The sequence below is a fragment of the Streptomyces sp. 891-h genome, assembly GCF_022760275.1.
Taxonomy (GTDB): Bacteria; Actinomycetota; Actinomycetes; order Streptomycetales; family Streptomycetaceae; genus Streptomyces; species Streptomyces spirodelae.
The window spans coordinates 6,944,153-6,962,555 of the sequence record NZ_CP050693.1; the positions used below are offsets into that span (position 1 = coordinate 6,944,153).

Annotated in this window: 17 protein-coding genes; 10 read left to right on the plus strand and 7 right to left on the minus strand. The window is 71.6% G+C overall.

Annotated features, from left to right (window positions below; all coding sequences use genetic code 11):
- Positions 1 to 61: 61 nt before the first annotated feature.
- Entirely contained in the window at positions 62 to 2,449 is a 2,388-nt protein-coding gene (locus tag HC362_RS30710; RefSeq protein WP_243087470.1) for a phosphoketolase family protein, read from the minus strand.
- Between the two features lie 150 nt (positions 2,450 to 2,599).
- Here HC362_RS30710 and HC362_RS30715 point away from each other — a divergent pair, with 150 nt between their 5' ends.
- From HC362_RS30715 to HC362_RS30725, 3 genes are all read left to right on the plus strand, one after another.
- On the plus strand, positions 2,600 to 3,946 hold the full coding sequence (locus tag HC362_RS30715; RefSeq protein WP_243087472.1) for a helix-turn-helix domain-containing protein: 1,347 nt from the start codon (positions 2,600 to 2,602) through the stop codon (positions 3,944 to 3,946).
- 93 nt (positions 3,947 to 4,039) lie between these two features.
- Entirely contained in the window at positions 4,040 to 5,563 is a 1,524-nt protein-coding gene (locus tag HC362_RS30720; protein WP_243087474.1) for an aldehyde dehydrogenase family protein, read from the plus strand.
- Positions 5,563 to 5,922 carry a DUF779 domain-containing protein gene (locus HC362_RS30725; RefSeq protein ID WP_243087476.1) on the plus strand — a complete coding sequence of 120 codons (360 nt, stop codon included), beginning with the start codon at positions 5,563 to 5,565 and terminating at the stop codon, positions 5,920 to 5,922. Before HC362_RS30720 ends, HC362_RS30725 begins: the two co-directional genes overlap by 1 nt.
- 99 nt (positions 5,923 to 6,021) lie before the next feature.
- On the opposite strand, the gene HC362_RS30730 is transcribed toward HC362_RS30725, so the two are convergent.
- Positions 6,022 to 6,702, minus strand: a complete 681-nt coding sequence (locus HC362_RS30730) for a DUF6643 family protein (protein ID WP_243087477.1) — start codon at positions 6,700 to 6,702, stop codon at positions 6,022 to 6,024.
- Between the two features lie 413 nt (positions 6,703 to 7,115).
- Here HC362_RS30730 and HC362_RS30735 point away from each other — a divergent pair, with 413 nt between their 5' ends.
- Positions 7,116 to 8,516: a TerD family protein gene (locus HC362_RS30735; protein ID WP_243087478.1), complete on the plus strand. Its 1,401-nt coding sequence runs from the start codon at positions 7,116 to 7,118 to the stop codon at positions 8,514 to 8,516.
- Positions 8,517 to 8,543: 27 nt separating this feature from the next.
- Here the strand turns inward: HC362_RS30735 and HC362_RS30740 are convergent, their stop codons facing one another.
- The gene (locus HC362_RS30740) at positions 8,544 to 9,689 is read right to left on the minus strand and encodes a glycosyltransferase (protein ID WP_243087479.1); all 1,146 of its coding nucleotides are present in this window, start codon (positions 9,687 to 9,689) and stop codon (positions 8,544 to 8,546) included.
- A 210-nt stretch (positions 9,690 to 9,899) separates the two neighbouring features.
- Here HC362_RS30740 and HC362_RS30745 point away from each other — a divergent pair, with 210 nt between their 5' ends.
- The 3 genes from HC362_RS30745 to HC362_RS30755 all read left to right on the plus strand — a co-directional run bounded on the left by HC362_RS30745 (position 9,900) and on the right by HC362_RS30755 (position 12,065).
- Positions 9,900 to 10,700: an aspartate/glutamate racemase family protein gene (locus HC362_RS30745; RefSeq protein WP_243087487.1), complete on the plus strand. Its 801-nt coding sequence runs from the start codon at positions 9,900 to 9,902 to the stop codon at positions 10,698 to 10,700.
- A gap of 100 nt (positions 10,701 to 10,800) precedes the next feature.
- On the plus strand, positions 10,801 to 11,430 hold the full coding sequence (locus HC362_RS30750) for a hypothetical protein (protein ID WP_243087489.1): 630 nt from the start codon (positions 10,801 to 10,803) through the stop codon (positions 11,428 to 11,430).
- Positions 11,431 to 11,567: 137 nt separating this feature from the next.
- Complete coding sequence (locus HC362_RS30755; RefSeq protein WP_243087490.1) at positions 11,568 to 12,065, plus strand: NUDIX domain-containing protein; 498 nt, start codon at positions 11,568 to 11,570, stop codon at positions 12,063 to 12,065.
- An 89-nt stretch (positions 12,066 to 12,154) separates the two neighbouring features.
- Here the strand turns inward: HC362_RS30755 and HC362_RS30760 are convergent, their stop codons facing one another.
- The 4 genes from HC362_RS30760 to HC362_RS30775 form a co-directional block, all read right to left on the minus strand.
- Positions 12,155 to 12,571, minus strand: a complete 417-nt coding sequence (locus tag HC362_RS30760; protein ID WP_243087491.1) for a PTS fructose transporter subunit IIA — start codon at positions 12,569 to 12,571, stop codon at positions 12,155 to 12,157.
- A 2-nt stretch (positions 12,572 to 12,573) separates the two neighbouring features.
- On the minus strand, positions 12,574 to 13,191 hold the full coding sequence (dhaL, locus tag HC362_RS30765) for a dihydroxyacetone kinase subunit DhaL (RefSeq protein ID WP_243088888.1): 618 nt from the start codon (positions 13,189 to 13,191) through the stop codon (positions 12,574 to 12,576).
- Between the two features lie 359 nt (positions 13,192 to 13,550).
- The gene (gene dhaK, locus HC362_RS30770) at positions 13,551 to 14,543 is read right to left on the minus strand and encodes a dihydroxyacetone kinase subunit DhaK (RefSeq protein WP_243087492.1); all 993 of its coding nucleotides are present in this window, start codon (positions 14,541 to 14,543) and stop codon (positions 13,551 to 13,553) included.
- A 721-nt stretch (positions 14,544 to 15,264) separates the two neighbouring features.
- Positions 15,265 to 16,203 carry an alpha/beta hydrolase gene (locus tag HC362_RS30775; protein WP_243087494.1) on the minus strand — a complete coding sequence of 313 codons (939 nt, stop codon included), beginning with the start codon at positions 16,201 to 16,203 and terminating at the stop codon, positions 15,265 to 15,267.
- 218 nt (positions 16,204 to 16,421) lie between these two features.
- Here HC362_RS30775 and HC362_RS30780 point away from each other — a divergent pair, with 218 nt between their 5' ends.
- From HC362_RS30780 to HC362_RS30790, 3 genes are all read left to right on the plus strand, one after another.
- Complete coding sequence (locus tag HC362_RS30780; protein WP_243087496.1) at positions 16,422 to 17,015, plus strand: TetR/AcrR family transcriptional regulator; 594 nt, start codon at positions 16,422 to 16,424, stop codon at positions 17,013 to 17,015.
- A gap of 175 nt (positions 17,016 to 17,190) precedes the next feature.
- Entirely contained in the window at positions 17,191 to 17,529 is a 339-nt protein-coding gene (locus HC362_RS30785; protein WP_243087498.1) for a TetR family transcriptional regulator C-terminal domain-containing protein, read from the plus strand.
- 142 nt (positions 17,530 to 17,671) lie between these two features.
- On the plus strand, positions 17,672 to 18,355 hold the full coding sequence (locus tag HC362_RS30790; protein WP_243087500.1) for a DUF5701 family protein: 684 nt from the start codon (positions 17,672 to 17,674) through the stop codon (positions 18,353 to 18,355).
- The last annotated feature ends 48 nt before the right edge of the window (positions 18,356 to 18,403 follow it).

Below are 18,403 nucleotides of genomic sequence, written 5' to 3' on the forward strand. Positions count from 1 at the left end.
GACCGACCCCCTCAGCAGGGGTCCGGCCCCAGGTGGCAGGGGCCGGACCCCGCTCCGGAGGTCACCGGCTCGGCCAGCGCCAGTCGGTGACCTCCGGCATGTCCGCGCCGTGTGCCAGCACGTACTCCCGGTGCCGCTCGCGCAGATCGGCCGCCCGCTGCCGCACGCCCGCGGCCCGCGCGCCCAGCCCCGGGGTCCGGTCGATGACGTCCATCACCAGGTGGTAGCGGTCCATGCCGTTGCGCACCACCATGTCGAACGGCGTCGTCGTCGAGCCGGACTCGCGGTAGCCGCGTACCGCCAGCTGTCCGTGCACGGCGCGGGAGTACGTCAGCCGGTGCACCAGCCACGGATAGCCGTGGTACGCGAAGATCACCGGCCGGTCCCGGGTGAAGACGGTGTCGAACTCCGCGTCACTCAGACCGTGCGGATGCTCGGTGGGGCTCATCAGCCGCGCGATGTCCACCACATTGACCACCCGCACCGCCAACTGCGGCAGCCACTCACGCAGCAGTGAGGCGGCCGCCAGCGTCTCCTGCGTGGGCACGTCCCCCGCGCAGGCCAGCACCACATCGGGCCCGGTGTCACCGCGCTCGGTGCCGGCCCACTCCCAGACGCCCACGCCGCGAGCACAGTGCGCCCGCGCCTGGTCGAGATCCAGCCAGTCGAAGCACGGGTGCTTGCCCGCCACCACCACGTTCACCGTGTCCCGGGTCCGCAGCGCGTGGTCGGCCACGCACAGCAGGGTGTTGGTGTCCGGCGGCAGATAGACCCGCACCACGTCCGGGCTCTTGCTGAGTACATGGTCGATGAAGCCGGGGTCCTGGTGCGAGAAGCCGTTGTGGTCCTGGCGCCAGGCGTGCGAGGTGAGCAGGTAGTTGAGCGCGGCGACCGGCCGCCGCCAGGACACCTCACGGGCGCTGTGCACCCACTTCACATGCTGCGCCGCCATGCTCGCGACGAGGTTGGCGAACGCCTCGTAGGAGGCGAACAGCCCGTTCCTGCCGGTCAGTACATACCCCTCCAGCCAGCCCTGGCACAGGTGTTCGGAGAGCACTTCCAGTACCCGCCCGTGCCGGCCCAGATGCTCGTCGGTGCCCAGCAGCCCGGCCTGCCAGCCGCGGTCGGAGGCGCTGTAGACCGCCGAGAGGTGGTTGGAGTCCGTCTCGTCGGGGCCGAACAGCCGGAAGTCGCGGCGCTCCTCGGTGGCCGTCAGCAGCCCCCTCAGCAGCTCACCGAGCGCCCGTGTCGGCTCGTGCGCCCCGGCCCCTGGTCGCTCCACCGGCACCGCGCACGACTCCAGCGGGGGAAGCGGCAGCTCCCGCAGCAGCCGGCCGCCGTTCGCTTCGGGGACGGCGCCCAGCCTCAGATCCCCCTCCGGCACGCACTCCAGCACCTCGGGCCGCGGCCTGCCGTCCTGGTCGAACAGCTCCTCGGGCCGGTACGAACGCAGCCACCCCTCCAGCTGCCGCAGCCGCTCCGGATCGTCCCGTACCCCCGGCAGCGGCACCTGGTGGGAGCGCCAGGTGCCCTCGACCGGTTCCCCGTCCAGCTCGCGGGGGCCCGACCAGCCCTTGGGCGTACGCAGCACCACCATCGGCCAGCGCGGCCGCCCATCCGCCTCGGCGGCACCCGAGCGTGCCGCGCGCTGGATGGCGCCGATCCGCTCCAGCGCCCCGTCGAAGACCTCGGCCAGCGCCCGGTGCGCCTCCAGCGGCGGGGTGTCCTGCTCAGCCGTGACGAACAGCGGCTCGTAGCCGTAGCCGCGCATCAGCGCGCCCAGCTCGTCCTCGGGCAGCCGGGCCAGCACCGTCGGGTTCGCGATCTTGTACCCGTTCAGATGCAGCACCGGCAGTACGGCGCCGTCGTGCACCGGGTCCAGGAACTTGTTCGCGTGCCAGGAGGTGGCCAGCGGCCCCGTCTCCGCCTCGCCGTCGCCGACCACCGCGCACACCAGCAGATCCGGGTTGTCGAACGCGGCACCGTAGGCGTGCGCCAGCGCATAGCCCAGCTCGCCGCCCTCCTGGATCGACCCGGGGACGCTCGGCGACGTATGGCTGGGGACGCCGCCCGGCTGGGAGAAGTCCGCGAACAGCCGCTCCATACCGGCGCCGTCCCGCGGCACGTCCGGCCGCAGCTCCTGATAGCTGCCGTCCAGCCAGGCCCCCGCCAGTACGGCAGCGGCCCCGTGCCCCGGCCCCCACACCCCCATGGCGCGCTGCCCCCGCTCGCGGATCAGCCGGTTGAGATGGGTGTGGACAAGGGCGAGACCGGGGCAGGTGCCCCAGTGGCCCAGCAGCCTCGGCTTGATGTGCTCGGGCCGCAGCGGCTCGCGCAGCAGCGGGTTGGCACGCAGATACAGCTGGCAGGCCGAGAGGTAGTTCAGGGCACGCCAGTGTGCGTCCAGCGCCTCGGCCTCGCGGTCGGTGAGGGACATGTGTTCCGGCATGCCCGATGGGTACCAGGGCGCACCGGTTCCGACACCCGTGATCCCCGGTCAGCGGGCCGGAACGGGGTCAGGTGGCCGAACCGTGGTCAGTGGGGGCGATACTGCGCCGGAGCCGTTGTCTGCCGCCCGCGTGCGCTGCACGATGACGGGGTGCGCAATCCATGGCTGGCGCTCGAGGCGGGCGCGGACGCGACCCAGCGGGCCGGGCAGCTGCGCCGCGCCCACGAACGGTTCCTGACCGGCGGCCCCATCGCCGCCCCCGTCCGCGAGGTGGTGGCCGACTCCTGGCGCCGCTGCGCCGGGGCGCGGCTGGGCCCCGAGAGCATGGCCAGAGTCGAGGTGGACGACGCCGGACTCGCCCTGCGCCGCGCCACCCACCCGCTGGCCCACGCGATGCCCGTCTTCCGCGAGCTGCTGGGGACCATCGCCGACGACGGAGCCCATCTGCTGTCCGTCTGCGACGAGCGGGGCACGATGCTGTGGGTCGAGGGCCACCGCCAGGTGCTGCGCCGTGCCGAGCGGATGAACTTCGTGCCGGGCTCCCAGTGGACCGAGCGCGCCAGCGGCACCAACGCGCCCGGCACCGCGCTCGCCGTCGACCACGCCGTCCAGATCTTCGCCGCCGAGCACTACTGCCGGCCCGTACAGTCCTGGACCTGTGCGGCGGCGCCCGTGCACGACCCGCACACCGGGCGGGTCATCGGCGCAGTGGACCTCACCGGCGGCGACCACCTCGCCTCACCGCACAGCCTGGCGCTCGTCCAGGCCACGGCACGCGCGGCCGAGGCACGGCTGGCCGCACTCGAACCGGCACCCACCACGGGCGGCACACCGCCGCCGCCGAACGGCTGCACGCTCGCCGTCCTCGGCAGGGACGAGGCACTGCTGCACACCCCGGCGACCCGCGCCGACGGCGGGCCGCTGCGGCTGGGCCGGCGGCACAGCGAGATCCTGCTGCTGCTCGCGGCCCACCCCGACGGGCTGAGCGGCGAGGAGCTCGCACGGGAACTGTACGGCGAGCGTGACGTCAACCCCGTCACCCTGCGCGCCGAACTCTCCAGGCTGCGGCACCTTCTCGGACCGCTGCTGGCCTCCCGCCCCTACCGGTTGCGGGACCGCCCGCACACCGACTACGACACCGTCGCCGACGCGCTCGCCGCCGACGACCCCGCGGCCGCCCTCGACGCGTACAGCGGCCCCCCGCTGCCCTGCTCCCAGGCGCCGGGCGTCGTACGGCTGCGCAGGCTGCTGGAGCAGCGTCTGCGCCGCCGCCTGCTGGCCAGGCCGGAGGCGCGGCTGCTGGAGAGCTGGCTGTGCACCGCGGAGGGGGAGCAGGACCTGGAGGTGTGGGAGGCGCTGCACGCCGTACGGCCCACCCCGCGCACGGCGATACGCGTGGCCGAACTGCGGGAGTCCTACGGTCTGTTGCCGCCCGATCCGCCGCCCCCCAGGACCGGGGAGCGGCGCGCAACGTATCCGCAACGTTCCCGGAACTAGCCTCCCGGGCAACCGCGCCGCCGACCGAGGGCGGCCGGGACCGCCGAGTACCGGGCAGGACGCCTGGTACGCCGAGCACAGGGAGGCACAGCAATGAGCCGCTACGCCGCACCGGGAACCGATGGCGCGCTGATGAGCTACCAGCCGCGCTACGACCACTGGATCGGCGGCAGCTATGTCGCCCCGAAACAGGGCGGCTACTTCGAGAACCCCACCCCGGTGACGGGCCGGCCCTTCACCGAGATCGCCCGCGGTACGGCCGAGGACGTCGAGCGCGCCATCGACGCGGCCCACGAGGCGGCACCCGCCTGGGGCCGTACGCCGCCCGCCGAGCGCGCCCAGCTCCTCAACCAGATCGCGCAGCGGATGGAGGCACACCTGGAGGAACTGGCGGTCGCCGAGAGCTGGGAGAACGGCAAGCCGGTCCGCGAGACGCTCGCCGCCGACATTCCACTGGCCATCGACCACTTCCGGTACTTCGCCGCCGCGATCCGCGCCCAGGAGGGCTCGCTCTCCCAGCTGGACGAGGACACCGTCGCCTACCACTTCCACGAGCCCCTGGGTGTGGTCGCCCAGATCATCCCGTGGAACTTCCCCATCCTGATGGCCGCCTGGAAGCTGGCCCCCGCGCTCGCCGCGGGCAACGCCGTCGTCCTCAAGCCCGCCGAACAGACACCGGCCTCCATCCACTACTGGATGAGCCTGGTGGCCGACCTGCTGCCGCCCGGCGTCGTCAACATCGTCAACGGCTTCGGCGCCGAGGCGGGCAAACCGCTGGCGAGCAGCGCCCGCGTCGCCAAGGTCGCCTTCACCGGCGAGACCACGACAGGGCGGCTGATCATGCAGTACGCCTCGGAGAACCTCAAGCCCGTCACCCTGGAGCTGGGCGGCAAGAGCCCCAACATCTTCTTCGACGACGTCTCGGCCGACCAGGACGACTTCTACGACAAGGCCCTCGAAGGCTTCACCATGTTCGCCCTCAACCAGGGCGAAGTGTGCACCTGCCCCTCACGCGCCCTCATCCAGCGCAGCCACTACCGCGCCTTCCTGGACGCGGGCGTCGAGCGTACCGAGGCCATCGTGCAGGGCCACCCGCTGGACACCGACACCATGGTGGGCGCGCAGGCCTCCAACGACCAGCTGGAGAAGATCCTCTCCTACCTCGACATCGGCAGGCAGGAGGGCGCCAAGGTCCTCACCGGCGGCACCCGCGCCGAACTGGGCGGCGAACTGGAGGGCGGCTACTACGTACGGCCGACCATCCTGGAGGGCGGCAACCGGATGCGGGTCTTCCAGGAGGAGATCTTCGGCCCCGTCGTCTCCGTCACCGGGTTCGAGGACTTCGACGACGCCATCGCGATCGCCAACGACACCCTCTACGGCCTCGGCGCCGGTGTGTGGACCAGGGACGGCTCCCGCGCCTACCGTGCCGGGCGCGCCATCCAGGCCGGACGGGTGTGGACGAACTGCTACCACCAATATCCGGCTCACGCTGCATTCGGGGGCTACAAGCAGTCGGGCATCGGCCGCGAGAACCACCACATGATGCTCGACCACTACCAGCAGACGAAGAACCTGCTGGTGAGCTACTCCGCGCAGAAACTCGGCCTGTTCTGATGGACGGAACGCAACCGGAGCGGGTCGCCGTCACCGAGGCGGCGGCCCGGCTCCTGCGGGAGCTGACCGGAAAACACGGACCGCTGATGTTCCATCAGTCCGGCGGCTGCTGCGACGGCAGCAGTCCCATGTGCTACCAGCGTGGCGAGTTCCGCACCGGGGACAGCGATGTCCTCCTCGGCGAGCTGGAGATCGAAGGCGTGCCGGAGCCGGTGCCGTTCTGGATGTCCGCCAGCCAGTTCGCGTACTGGAGCCACACCCATCTGACCGTCGACGTCGTCCCCGGCCGGGGCAGCGGCTTCTCCCTTGAAGCACCGGAGGGAGTCCGCTTCCTGATCAGATCCCGTCTGCTGGACTGAAGCGCCGCACCACGCCCGGCCCCGGGGCGCCGCCCTGGGGCCTCGGCCGGTGGCTGCCAGGGGAGGTGCGGAGGCCGACAGTCTTGGTGCGCGCGGGGCTCAGTAGCCGCGGCCCGGGTACTGGTGGCCGCCGTCGTAGGGGTCCTCGTACTGGTTGGGCATCGGCCGGGGTGCAGCAGGCCGGGGCGCTACGGGGCGCATGTACTGCGTCGCCTGGTTGTGCACCGGCTGCTGCTGGTACTGCTGCACCTGGACCTGCGGCTGCTGCGGCTGCTGCTGCATGGGCTGCTGCTGTGCCGGGCCCCCCGGCCCCGGGTAGCCGTAGCCCCGCGGCGGCGCCTGCTGCGGGATGTGCGGTGCGGGTGTGTGCTGCAGCGGTACGGGACCACCCTGGCCGGCTCCGCCACCGCCGGGCGGAAGCGCCGCCGGTGCCTGTCGCATCGGCTGCTGCCGCATCGGTGCCGACTGCTGCGGCGCGGGCTGCGGCATCTGCGGCTGGGGCGCGGCAGGTCCCGGGTAGCCGCCGTAGGAGGGCGCGGGGGTGTGCTGCAGAGGCGCGGGGTGCATCTGCTGCTGCGGCGCGGAAGGGCCCGAAGGCAGCGCGGGAGGCAGCGCTGCGAGCGCGCTGCCCGTGCCCCCCGTGTCATAGGCCGACGGCACCCGGATGGGAGCGATCTGCGGCGTGCCCCGCTCGGCGACGAGACTGTCGTAGATCGGCGTCTCGGGGTAGGACGGTGCAGCGTAGTAGCCGCCGCTATAAGAGCTGCGGGGGGAGGTCATGCTCATAAGTTAAGCCCAAAATCAGCATCGGCACTAGAGAGGTACAGAAGGAACGCCTGCCCCACCCGCATCAGTGCAGGCGGGAGCCGGTTTCCGCCCCGACGGGGGCAGCCGCGCCAACGGCGCACGCGCGGGAGCCCGAACAGGGCGAATACCCCCCATGCCGACCACGGTGACGGCTGGTCAGGCACAGGGAACTGGCTTGTTCCCGCCTGTCCCTGTTTCGGGCGCGCGGGAGAGGAAGCTGACAGAAGCATAAGCCCACCGGCCATGACTGAGAACGCCCATGTCGTTCTCGGAGGTTCGAGCCCGACGACTCGTGGTGACTCCTGGAGAAGAGGGCTTCGGCAGCGGCGGCACCGTGCAATAGGTTGGGGACGGCACGCAGGCAACCGAGCCCAGGGGGAGTGGCCATGACGATGCGCAAGGGGACAAATGTCCCTGTACCCGCCACGGCCGTGCGAGTCGAACTGGGCTGGTCGTCCGGCCCACAAGTGCCGGACGTCGACGCCTCGGCCCTGCTGCTCACCGAAGGGGGCAAGGTCCGCTCCGACGGCGACTTCGTCTTCTACAACCAGCCGCGGCACTCCTCCGCCGCCGTACGGCACGAGGGCAAGAAGCCGATGGGCGCCTCCTGCACCGACGAGCTGACCGTCGACCTCGACAGCGTCGAACCGGACATCGACCGCGTCGTCATCGCGGCCTCGGCTGACGGCGGCAGCTTCGGCCAGGTGCCCGGCCTGTACGTACGGCTGCTCGACGCGAGTGCCGGCGGCGGCCCAGGCGCGGGCCGGGAGATCGCCCGTTTCGACCCGGCGGACGCGGCAGGCGAGACCGCGTACCTCCTCGGTGAGCTCTACCGCCGCCAGGGCACCTGGAAGTTCCGTGCCGTCGGACAGGGCTACGACAGCGGACTGGCGGGCCTGGCGACCGACTTCGGCATCAGTGTCGACGACCCCGCACCGGCCCCCGCCGCGCCCTCGGCCCCCGGCACCGCCGTGCCGCCGCAACCGCACACCGCCGGGCCCCCCGATGTGCCCGCGCCGCCCGGTGTGCAGGCGCCGCGCGTACCGCAGGCGCCCACCCCGCCGTCCGCGCCCACGCCGCCCCCGGCGCCGACCGCCCCCGCCGCACCCTCGGCACCCACTTCTTCCGGCGCGCCCGCCGCGCCCGTACGGCTGAGCAAGGTGACGCTCACCAAGGAGGCGCCCTCCGTCTCGCTCACCAAGCAGGGCGGCACCTCCGGCGCCATGCGCGTCAACCTCAACTGGACCACCCAGGCGCAGCCGCCCAAGGGCCTGGCCGGGCGGCTCACCCGCGCCATGGGCGCACTCACCGGACCCGACCTGGACCTGTGCGCCCTCTACGAACTCGCCGACGGCCGCAAGGGCGTCGTCCAGGCGCTCGGCAACTCCTTCGGGGCGCTGAACCGTCCGCCCTACATCCACCTCGACGGCGACGACCGCACCGGCGCCGTCGCCACCGGTGAGAACCTCACCATCAACCTGGACCACACCTCCGAGCTGCGCCGCATCCTCATCTTCGTCACCATCTACGAAGGGGCCCGCAGCTTCGCCGGACTGCACGCCACCGTCACACTCCAGCCGCAGCACGGCGCACCCGTCGACTTCTCCCTCGACGAGTGCACGGTCCCCTCCAACGTGTGCGCCCTCGCGCTGATCACCAACCAGAACGGCGAGCTGATGGTCCGCCGCGAGTCGCGCTATCTCGTGCCCCGGCGGGGCATCAGCCCGCAGCGCACCGTCGACGAGGAGTACGGCTGGGGCATGAAGTGGACCCCCGGCCGCAAGTGACCGTCATGGCTGAGTGAGCGTCGTGGCTCACGAGTAGGTGCGGCCTTTCCAGGCCGCACCCCGGCCCCGGTAGTGCTGTACCGCCGAATCGACCGTCATCGCCAGATACAGCACCGCAGTCACCGGCAACAGCGGCGCCTGCCACAGCGGCTGCCCGTAGTAGCGCAGCGTCGGCACGTACGAAAGCGCCATCAGCAGCCAGGCCGCCCCGCCCACCGGCGAGCCGGCACACGCCCACACCGGCGGCACCACATACACCACAAGCAGCCCCAGAACGGTGGCAACCAGCAGAACGGGGTTGTTGAGCAGCTGCGCATACGCACTGCGCGAGACCATCCGCCACAGCGGGCCCAGCCCCGCATACGGACGCACGCTGCTCACTCCGTCCGCCAGCCCCAGCCAGATCCGGCCGCCGGACCGCTTGACGGCCCGGCCCAGCGTCACGTCGTCGATCACCGCGTCCCGGATGCTGTCCGGCACCCCCGCCCGCACCGCGGCCTGTGTCCGCAGCAGCACACAGCCGCCCGCCGCGGCGGCGGTGCGCGCTCGGGGACTGTTGACCCAGCGGAACGGATAGAGCTGCGAGAAGAAGTACACGAATGCGGGAACGATCAGCCGCTCCCAGCCCGTCCGCACCCGCAGCCGCGCCATCTGCGAGACCAGATCGAGCCGCTGGGCGAGCGCCCCGCGCACCAGCCGGCGCAGCGAGTCGGGCTCGTGCGCGATATCCGCGTCCGTCAGCAGCAGGAACTCCGGCTCGGCCGTGCCGGACCGGGCGTGAGCGATGCCGTGCCGTACGGCCCACAGCTTGCCCGTCCAACCGGGCTCGGGCTCGCCGGGGCGCAGGACGGTCAAGGGCGGTCCGTCGGGCGCGCGGTCGGCCAGCTCCCGGGCGAGCGCGCCGGTACCGTCGCCGGAGCCGTCGTCCACCAGCAGGATGCGCGCATGCCCCGGATAGTCCTGCGCCAGCAGCGTGGGCAGGGTCAGCGGAAGCACCTCGGCCTCGTCGCGGGCGGGCACCACGACGGCGACGGAGGGCCAGTCGGCCGGCTCCCCGTCGGCGGGCACGGGCGGCATGCGCACATCGGTCCGCCAGAAGAACCCCTGCCCCAGCAGCAGCCACACCCACGCGGCCAGCGAGGCGAGCGGAACGACGGCGGTCCAGGTGAGCACGTGCGGCAGTCTGCCGCACGCCACCGCCCGACAGCACCCTTCGGCGCGTCGGCCACGCCTGCCGCAGCCGCCTGCGGCGCCGACGGCGGTGGGTGCGACTGGCGGTGGGTGAGAGCGGCCGGGCGACTGGTGGTGGTTCGACCGGCCGCCGGGTGCGACCGGAGGCGCTGAGCGGAGCCCCTCGCTGCGCGTGAAGTACAGTTGCTTGACGTGAAGATCGCGCTGATGGACTCCGGTATCGGCCTGCTGGCCGCAGCCGCGGCGGTACGCCGCGCACGCCCCGACGCCGACCTCGTGCTCTCCTCCGACCCGGACGGTCTGCCCTGGGGCCCCCGCGACCCGGAGGGCATCATCGAGCGCGCTCTGCAGTGCGCACGCGCCGCCGCTGCACACCGGCCCGACGCGCTGATCGTCGCCTGCAACACCGCCTCCGTGCACGCGCTGCCCACCCTCCGCGCCGAACTGGAGCCCGCGCTGCCGGTCATCGGGACCGTCCCCGCCGTCAAACCGGCGGCGGCCGCCGCAGTCCGCACCGGCGGCCGCGTCGCCATCTGGGCCACCCCGGCCACCACCGGCAGCCCCTACCAGCGCCGACTGATCAACGAGTTCGGCAACGGCGCCGACATCACCCCAGTGCCCTGCCACGGACTCGCCGACGCCGTCGAGAGCGGCGACGAGGACCTCATCACGGCCGCCGTCCAGGCCGCCGCCGAGCGCACCCCGGCCGACGTGGAGACCGTCGTACTCGGCTGCACCCACTACGAGCTGGTCGGCAACCGCATCCGGGAAGCACTGCGCGGCACCCGCACCGAGGGACCCGCGCTCCAGGGCTCGGCCGCCGCTGTCTGCGCCCAGGCGCTGCGCCGTGCGGGCGCCCGGCCGGACCCCGGCGCCGCGCCCACCGGGGACCTCACCGTCCTGCACAGCGGCAGGGCGGCCGCGCTGCCGGAAGCGGCCCTCACCTACGCCGAGGGCAGGCTGCTGGCCGCCGCGCCCGCCTCCCTCTCCTGACGTAGCGTTTCTCCCCCTCACGGAGCGTGCCGCAGCGGCGTTCGGCGGTCACTGCCTGCATGAGCTGCCGGTGCCGGTCCCCGGGAGTACGCTGCCGAACATGAGTGACCATCCCCGCGACGGCGCACCACTCGCCGAGGGTGGCGCCGCGTCTTTCAGCGGAAGCGAACACACCACCGGCAGCCCCGCGCCCGTGGAGAACGCCGTCCTGCCGCCGGGCTCCGAGGTGTGGACCGGCAGGGCGACCAGTCGCCTGCAGTGGGCGCTGGCCGCCGTCGGTGCCGGCTGTGTGGCCCTCGGTATCGACCTGGCGGTGGATGTGACCTGGTCCGGCGGGCTGGTACCGCTGGTCATGTCGGTCGTCGGCTGCGTCGCGGCCGGGCTGCTCATCCTCTTCGGCACCCTCGCCTTCGTCCACGTCGAGGTCAAGGTCGAGGGCGACACGGTCGAGGTGCGGTGCGGGCACGCCGGAGTGCCGCGTCGCCGGATCCCGCTGCGGGACGTGGTGGAGGCCGACCACGCCCCCAGCGTCACCCCACGGCACTGGGGCGGCTGGGGCTACCGCTGGCGGCCCGAGAAGGGCACAGCGGTCGTGATCCGCCGAGGCGAGGGGATCGTCCTCCGGCTGGGTGACGGCCGGCTGTTCACCGTCACGGTGGACGACGCCGAGGCAGCCGTCCGCCACATCCGCGCCCGCCTCCAGGCACTGGGCACCACCGAGCCGGCCTGACGGACCGGGGGACCGGCCGGGCAGACCGGCCGAGGTTGGGGTGCTGGCCTGCGGCACCGGCCTGTGGCTCCTGCGCGCGACCGGCACGCGGACCGACCTGTCGTACCGGCCGTGCGACCGCGGCGTAGGGTCTGGGCATGGCCACACCCGACTTCATCCGCGACCTGCGGCGTTCCGCAGGGCACCAGTTGCTCTATCTGCCCGGCGTCAGCGTCATCGTCTTCGACGACCAGCGGCGGGTGCTACTCGGGCGGCGTGCCGATACCGGCAAGTGGTCGGTGATCGGCGGGATCCCGGAGCCCGGCGAGCAGCCGGCGGACTGCGCGGTGCGCGAGGTCTTCGAGGAGACCAATGTGCGCTGTGTGCCGGAGCGCGTCGTCTCCGTGTACGGCCTGGACAAACCCGTCACCTATCCCAACGGCGATGTCTGTCAGTTCATGGACATCACATTCCGTTGCCGCGCCGACGCGGAGGCGGCCGGAGCTGTGCGGGTCAACGACGACGAGTCCCTGGAGGTCGGCTGGTTCGGTCTGGACGAACTGCCGACGATGAAGGAGTACGCGCACTTCCGCATCAAGCAGGCCACCCAGGAAGGCCCCGCCTGGTTCGCCGCGTCCCCGCCCGCCGGGGACTGAGACGGGACCGAGGGCGGTAGTGGGGCCCGACGCACCCGGGCCCCACCAGAACCGCCGCGCTGTTCACAGCCTGCGCGCGGCCCCGCCGTTCACACCTTGCGGTAGGTGTACGCCTCCTCCGCCGCCGCGGCCACCGCCGCCAGGTCGCCGCCGCCCGCGGCCGTCACAACGGCGGCCACGGCACCCTCGATCAGCGGGGCGTCCACCAGCCGCGCGGGCTCGGGCAGCTCGTCGCCCTCGGCCAGCAGCGTCTTGACGGTCAGTACCGCGCTGCCCAGATCGACCAGGAGCGCGACACCTGCTCCCTGGTCCACCCGCCGAGCAGCCTCGACGATCAGCTCCTCGCTGGTGCCCAGGCCGCCGTCGGGCCGCCCGCCCGCGCCCGCCACCGGAGCGTCCGGCACCCCGGCGAGACCGGCGGCCAACTGTGCGACCGAGTCGGCGACCTCCTTGCTGTGCGAGACCAGGACGATCCCGACCCGATTCGTCTCCTTCGCCTCCACCACGCTCACTCACTCCCGCCGCTGTCGCCGGGTTCCGCGTCCTGCGCGGTGTCCGCAGCCGCCAAAGCGGCCATCAGCAGCGCCGCTGAAGTCGCCCCGGGATCCTGGTGCCCGATGCTGCGCTCGCCCAGATAGCTGGCCCGGCCCTTGCGCGCCTGGAGCGGCACGGTCTCCTCCGCGCCCCGCTCCGCCGCCGCACGTGCCGCCTCGAAGTCCTTGCCGCCGCTGTCCGCCATCGCCTCGACGGCGGGGAACAGCGCGTCGAGCATCGTCTTGTCACCCGCGGCGGCACCACCCAGCTGCGCCACCGCCTCGACTCCGGCACGCAGCGCGCCGGCCAGCTCCTCGCGGCTCACCCGCTCCCCGCTGCCGAGCGCCTTGCCGGTGCGGCGCAGCAGCGTTCCGTACAGCGGCCCGGATGCTCCGCCGACAGTGGAGACGAGCTTCCTGCCCACCGTCATCAGCACGGCACCGGGCGTCGCGGGAATCTCCTCACCCAGCTCCGCGCGTGCCGCCTCGAAACCGCGGCGCATGTTCTCGCCGTGGTCCGCGTCGCCGATCGCCGAGTCCAGCTCGGTCAGCCGGTCGGCCTCCCGGGTCACCGCGTCCGCGGTGGCTGTCATCCAGCGCGCGAAGAAGGCGGCGTCCAGCTCGCTCGTGCCTTCGCCACCTTCGCCGGACCCACCGGCGTTGTTCGTCACCTTGCCGCTCACTCCTGCTCCTTCGCCGCTGTCCCGGTCCCGGTCCTGCTGCTGTCGACTACGGCAGCGCTGCTGCGTACGGTGCGGCAGAGCTGAGACCTTGCCGCTCTACCGCTCTACCGCTCTACCGCTCTACCGCTCTACCGCTGTGACGCTGTGCTGCTGTGCTGCTGTAGTGGTGCAAATGCTGTGCTGTTGTAACGCGGTACTGCTGAAACGCCGCGCCGAGCCACGCCGCGCCGTACCGCGCGCCGTGGTGCCGTGCCGCCGCCGGCGTGGGCTCAGGCGCCCCACCGCAGCCCCGGAGTGCGCACCGGCGCGTCCCACAGCCGCAGCAGCTCCTCGTCGGCCCGGCACAGCGTCACGGAGGCGCCCGCCATGTCCAGCGAGGTCACGTAGTTGCCGACGAGCGTACGGGCGACCGGGATCCGCCGCTCGGCCAGCACCCGGTGGACCTCGCCGCAGAAGCCGTACAGCTCCAGCAGCGGCGTCGCACCCATACCGTTGACCAGGGCCAGCACCGGCTCCTCCGGCCGCAGGTCCTCGAGCACGGCGTCAACGGCGAAGTCCGCGATCTCGCCGGAGGTCATCATCGCGCGCCGCTCACGGCCCGGCTCACCATGGATGCCCACGCCCAACTCCAGCTCGCCCGACGGCAGCTCGAACATCGGGCTGCCCTTCGCGGGCGTCGTACAGGCGCTCAGCGCCACCCCGAAGCTGCGCGCGGACTCGGCCACCTGGCGCGCGACGGCCTCCACGCGCTCCAGCGGTGCCCCCTCGGCGGCGAGCGCGCCCGCGATCTTCTCCACGAAAAGGGTGGCACCGGTACCGCGGCGCCCGGCCGTGTGCGTGCTGTCTGTGACCGCCACATCGTCCTCGACCAGCACCTTGGCGACGCGCATCCCCTCGTCCTCGGCCAGCTCGGCGGCCATGTCGAAGTTGAGGACGTCCCCGGTGTAGTTCTTGACGATGAACAGCACGCCCTCGCCGCTGTCCACGGCCGCCGCCGCGGCGACCATCTGGTCGGGGACGGGGGAGGTGAAGATCTCGCCCGGACATGCGGCGTCCAGCATTCCGGGCCCCACGAACCCGCCGTGCAGCGGTTCGTGCCCCGAACCACCGCCCGAGATCAGCGCCACCTTCCCGGCCACGGGCGCGTCTCTGCGGACCACCACCCGCCGGTCGACGTCCACCGTCAGCTCCGGATGAGCCGCCGCCATCCCGCGCAACGCATCGGGCACGACCGACTCGGGAACGTTGATCAGCATCTTCATGTGTACCTCCACGCGAGGGTAGCGGCTGCCGCTGTGACCAGTATCTTTGCAGGTCACAACAGGTTGGCGGTGGATCGAAGGGGTGTTGATCTCGGCGCTTCACGGCGCCTCGGGGTCGGGGAACTGTCGGGGGCTGATGCTGAGTTGTCGCTGGCTCTCCTGACGGCACATCAGTCGAACTTCTGATCGCCATCGTCCGTCCCGGGACAGTCTCTCGCGTAGGGCGTGGGCCGTCACGCATCTGATACCCGCGTGACCTCTCGGGGTCTTGTTGCCTCCGGGGGACCAGTGGATCGCACGACCGGCTCAGCACACGCTGCGCGGAGGCGTAGAGCTGAGAAAGGCGGCGCCCATCGGGACCCGTCCTTGGCGGGTTGCGCAGCTCAGGCCGGCCCGACGCTGCGCCGCAGCAGGTCTGCGGCCCGCCCCGGCCATTGCGTGAGCAAGGCGTACCTCGGCTCCGTGGGGCACACCTGGACAGCCCTGTACTGCGTGATCGCAGGGGTGCAGTTGTCATCCAGTCCGAGTGAGTCGCGCCCCGGTCTCCGTGCCGGCCCGTTGCGTACTCCGTGACCAGGCAGTGGATACCGAGTATGGCGTCCATGTGTCGCTCTCGAACAGCGACTGCGCTCCCGCTCCACTGCTAGCGAGGTATTCGGTGTCTCAGTCGCCCGGCCGCCTCTGCTGCTGAGGATGCAGGCAGCGGTAGGTCCGAAGGGTGTCAGTCGTCGTCGGCGATGAAGTCTGTTGTCGCGGCAGCGACAGCTTCGGGCTGCTCGTCGGGGATGAAGTGTCCAGCGTCGGGCACGACGACTCGGGTGGTGTTGTCGGCCCATGGGCTGAGGGACGCGGCCATGTCCGGAACGGAGCCGTGGCTGCTGGAGATACCGAGGACGGGCACGGTCAGGTGCCGCGACTTGAGCGCCTCCCGGTTCCTGCGCGCTGACTCCGCGGCGTCTCGGTAGTACGCGAGAGAGGCGCGCAGGCCGCCGTCGACGGCGATGGCCGCCGCGTAGTGGTCGATCTCGGCGTCGTCGAACGTGTCGGGAGACAGGGTCTTCGCCTTCAGGAACCAGCCGACGTACTCGCGTTCGCGGCCGGCAAGCAGCATCTCGGGGAGGTCGGGCACGATATGGAACGCGAAATGCCAGGTCTTCCACGCTCGCTCCGGGTCGGTGGGAATCGTCTCCGGGAGAGTGATACCGGGGATTCCGGCGTCGAGCAGAGCGACCCCGCGCAGATGGCTCTCGAAGTTGAGGGCGAGGGAGAAACCGACCCAGGCGCCGATGTCGTGGGCGACCAGGGAGTAGGTCGACACTCCGAGAACCTTCACGGCGGAGTGGACGTGCGCGGCGACCGTGTGTGTGTCGTAACTGCGCTCCGGACGCTCGGAGTGGCCCTGCCCCGGCAGGTCGATCGCGATGACGCGGAACCGGTGGGTGAGGCTGGGCATCACCTTTCGCCAGGCCCACCAGGTTTGCGGGAATCCAGCGAGCAGGACGACGGCCGGGCCGCTCGGCCGTCCGCCTTCGACGGCATGAAGGCGGACGCCGTCCGCGTCGACCCAGCGATGAGTGAATCCGGCCAGATGCTGCAGGGGCAGGTCGCGGACGGGATTGCTTTCGGAGATTTGCGGAGTGCTGGTTGCTGAGCCGGCCACGGGGATCCTCCGTCGGAGTCAGGTGTCAGGTGTGAGGTTGGGGCGGTGTGGCTGACGGCGGCTGGAACCACGTGGCGTGTCACTCGCGCGGTCGCGAAGTGCGCCGTATTCCCGTCATGGCCACGATCGAAGGCTAACACATCTTGAACTAACCAGTTCAAGATAGAATGGTGCCCAGCACGGTCCGAACCATCGACGCATCGGCAAGGAAGTACGGCGTGGCAGGCAAGAAGCAGTTCGACATGGACACGGCGCTCGACGCCGCGATGATCCAGTTCTGGCGCGACGGCTACGCCGACACCTCGCTGGACGATCTGTCGCGGGCAACCGGCCTGAACCGCAGTTCCATCTACTCCTCCCTCGGCGACAAGGACACGCTCTTCCTGCGCTGCCTGGATCTCTACGCCGCGCGCTATGGCGAGAAGTACGACGCCGCCCTGTCGTGTGCAGCCTCGGAACCCGTTGCCGCTGTACGTGAATTCTTCGACGTCACCCTCGAGCGCATCGCCGATCCCGAACTACCTGATGGATGCCTGATTGCCCAGTCAGTCATGGCAATTCCGGTCCTGCGTCCGAGCGTCGCAGCGCACGCTGAGCAGAAGCTCAGCTTCCAGCGCAAACGCCTGCGCGCCGCGCTGAAGGCCGGCCGACTGACCGACCAGGAGGCCGAAGCCTTCGCTGTACACGCGGCTGCCGTGAACCAGTCGCTCGCCGTCATGAGCAGGGCCGGGGCGAGCCCGGCGGAGCTCCTGGCTGTCGTGGGCGTGACCGTCGACGCGCTGTCACAGGCGTTGCGCGCGCAACGAAGCTGATCCGGCCGTCGGACTCGCAGCCTGGTACGTACAGTCATTGGGAGACCGGCTGGATCGTGTCGTACGGACGACATGCTGCTCTTCGCCCTGGAGCACGTCTCCCAACGCGTCAGCGACCGCGCCAACCAGCGCATCGCCGCAGCCCCCAGCCCCCAGCCCGCAGGCCGCAGCCACTTTGCTGTCTCACACCCTGGCCGAAGTCGCGCTGCTGGACGAGGAGTCGAAGGCGCAGGCACATGTCTGGCTGGCATTCGTCACCCATGCCCCGTCCAGCGGCAAACTGGCCGCCGTCCTGCACGACACCTACGTCAAGCTGCACGACCTCGTCGAGTGGCTCATCCGCTACGGCCAGGACACCGGGGAGATCCCCCGGCACTTCGACCCCGCGAGCGAGGCGCAGAGCCTCCTCGCGGTGGCCGATGGGCTGACGGTCCATGTTCTGGCAGGCCACCACTCTCCAGAAACGGCGCGGACCATTCTCCGACGCCACCTGGACCACCTGCTGCGGCAATGACCGTCCAGCCGTGGATGAAGCGCCACCGCCCCACGGGCCAAGCACGGTTCGCGGCTACGGATGAGACGGCTGCGGGGGAATCTTTCGGGGGGCCGGCCCGTTGCCAAGGAGCCCTGTACGCCTCGCCGCCCCTGGGAGCATCGTGCACGAAACGACGTCCGTCACCTCCACCACTCTCCCCGCACTCCCGCCCCTGAGCGCGCAGGCCGAGCGTCTGATCGAGCTGGGGGTGCCAGAGATCGCCGGGCTGTCGGCCACGGAGCTGCGTACGTTCGCCGCGGAGGCCGGAATATCCGGGGACGAAGAACCCGCCCTGCTCGCCGTTCACCCGGACCGGGCGCCTGCCTCCGCCCTCGCGCCGCTGATCCGCCGCGACGCCAAGCCCGGTTTCGTCGTCACCGACATGCCCGACGTCGACCTGTTCGCCCCGCTGGAGACGGTCACGTTGCCCGACGCGCCGCTCTACCTCGTCGCCGGCCCCGACCGCGGTGACGGGATGGCCAATTGGAGCCCGAACGAGGCGCTCCCCGCTCTTGTCGAACAGGTCCGCACCCCACTGCTGCTCACCGAGGGCATCCACTGGGTGTTGCAGCAGCCGGCCGTCCTGGAGCGCAACCACTGCTTCATGACCATCGGCTCCCGGCTGCGCAAGGCCAACGGCAGCCTGGACTCCCGCACTCCGGCGATCTGGATCAGCAACGGCACCGGGCGGGACGGCCGCGAACGCCGCGACGCCGCCAAGGTCGGCTGGTGCTGGGCGGGCAACCGGCACACCTGGCTGGGCTTCGCCTCCGCACGGGATCGCCGGGTCCGGGCAGCCTCCTGAACCGACCGGTGAATCGCGGACGGCGACCGGGGCGGCTCCTTGGCCTCC

Coding starts and splice junctions, on each gene's coding strand:
- HC362_RS30710 (WP_243087470.1), bottom strand. CDS start 2,449: ATGCCGGAACACATGTCCCTCACCGACCGCGAGGCCGAGGCGCTGGAC.
- HC362_RS30755 (WP_243087490.1), top strand. CDS start 11,568: ATGGCCACACCCGACTTCATCCGCGACCTGCGGCGTTCCGCAGGGCAC.
- HC362_RS30750 (WP_243087489.1), top strand. CDS start 10,801: ATGAGTGACCATCCCCGCGACGGCGCACCACTCGCCGAGGGTGGCGCC.
- dhaL (WP_243088888.1), bottom strand. CDS start 13,191: ATGACAGCCACCGCGGACGCGGTGACCCGGGAGGCCGACCGGCTGACC.
- HC362_RS30730 (WP_243087477.1), bottom strand. CDS start 6,702: ATGACCTCCCCCCGCAGCTCTTATAGCGGCGGCTACTACGCTGCACCG.
- dhaK (WP_243087492.1), bottom strand. CDS start 14,543: ATGAAGATGCTGATCAACGTTCCCGAGTCGGTCGTGCCCGATGCGTTG.
- HC362_RS30720 (WP_243087474.1), top strand. CDS start 4,040: ATGAGCCGCTACGCCGCACCGGGAACCGATGGCGCGCTGATGAGCTAC.
- HC362_RS30735 (WP_243087478.1), top strand. CDS start 7,116: ATGACGATGCGCAAGGGGACAAATGTCCCTGTACCCGCCACGGCCGTG.
- HC362_RS30725 (WP_243087476.1), top strand. CDS start 5,563: ATGGACGGAACGCAACCGGAGCGGGTCGCCGTCACCGAGGCGGCGGCC.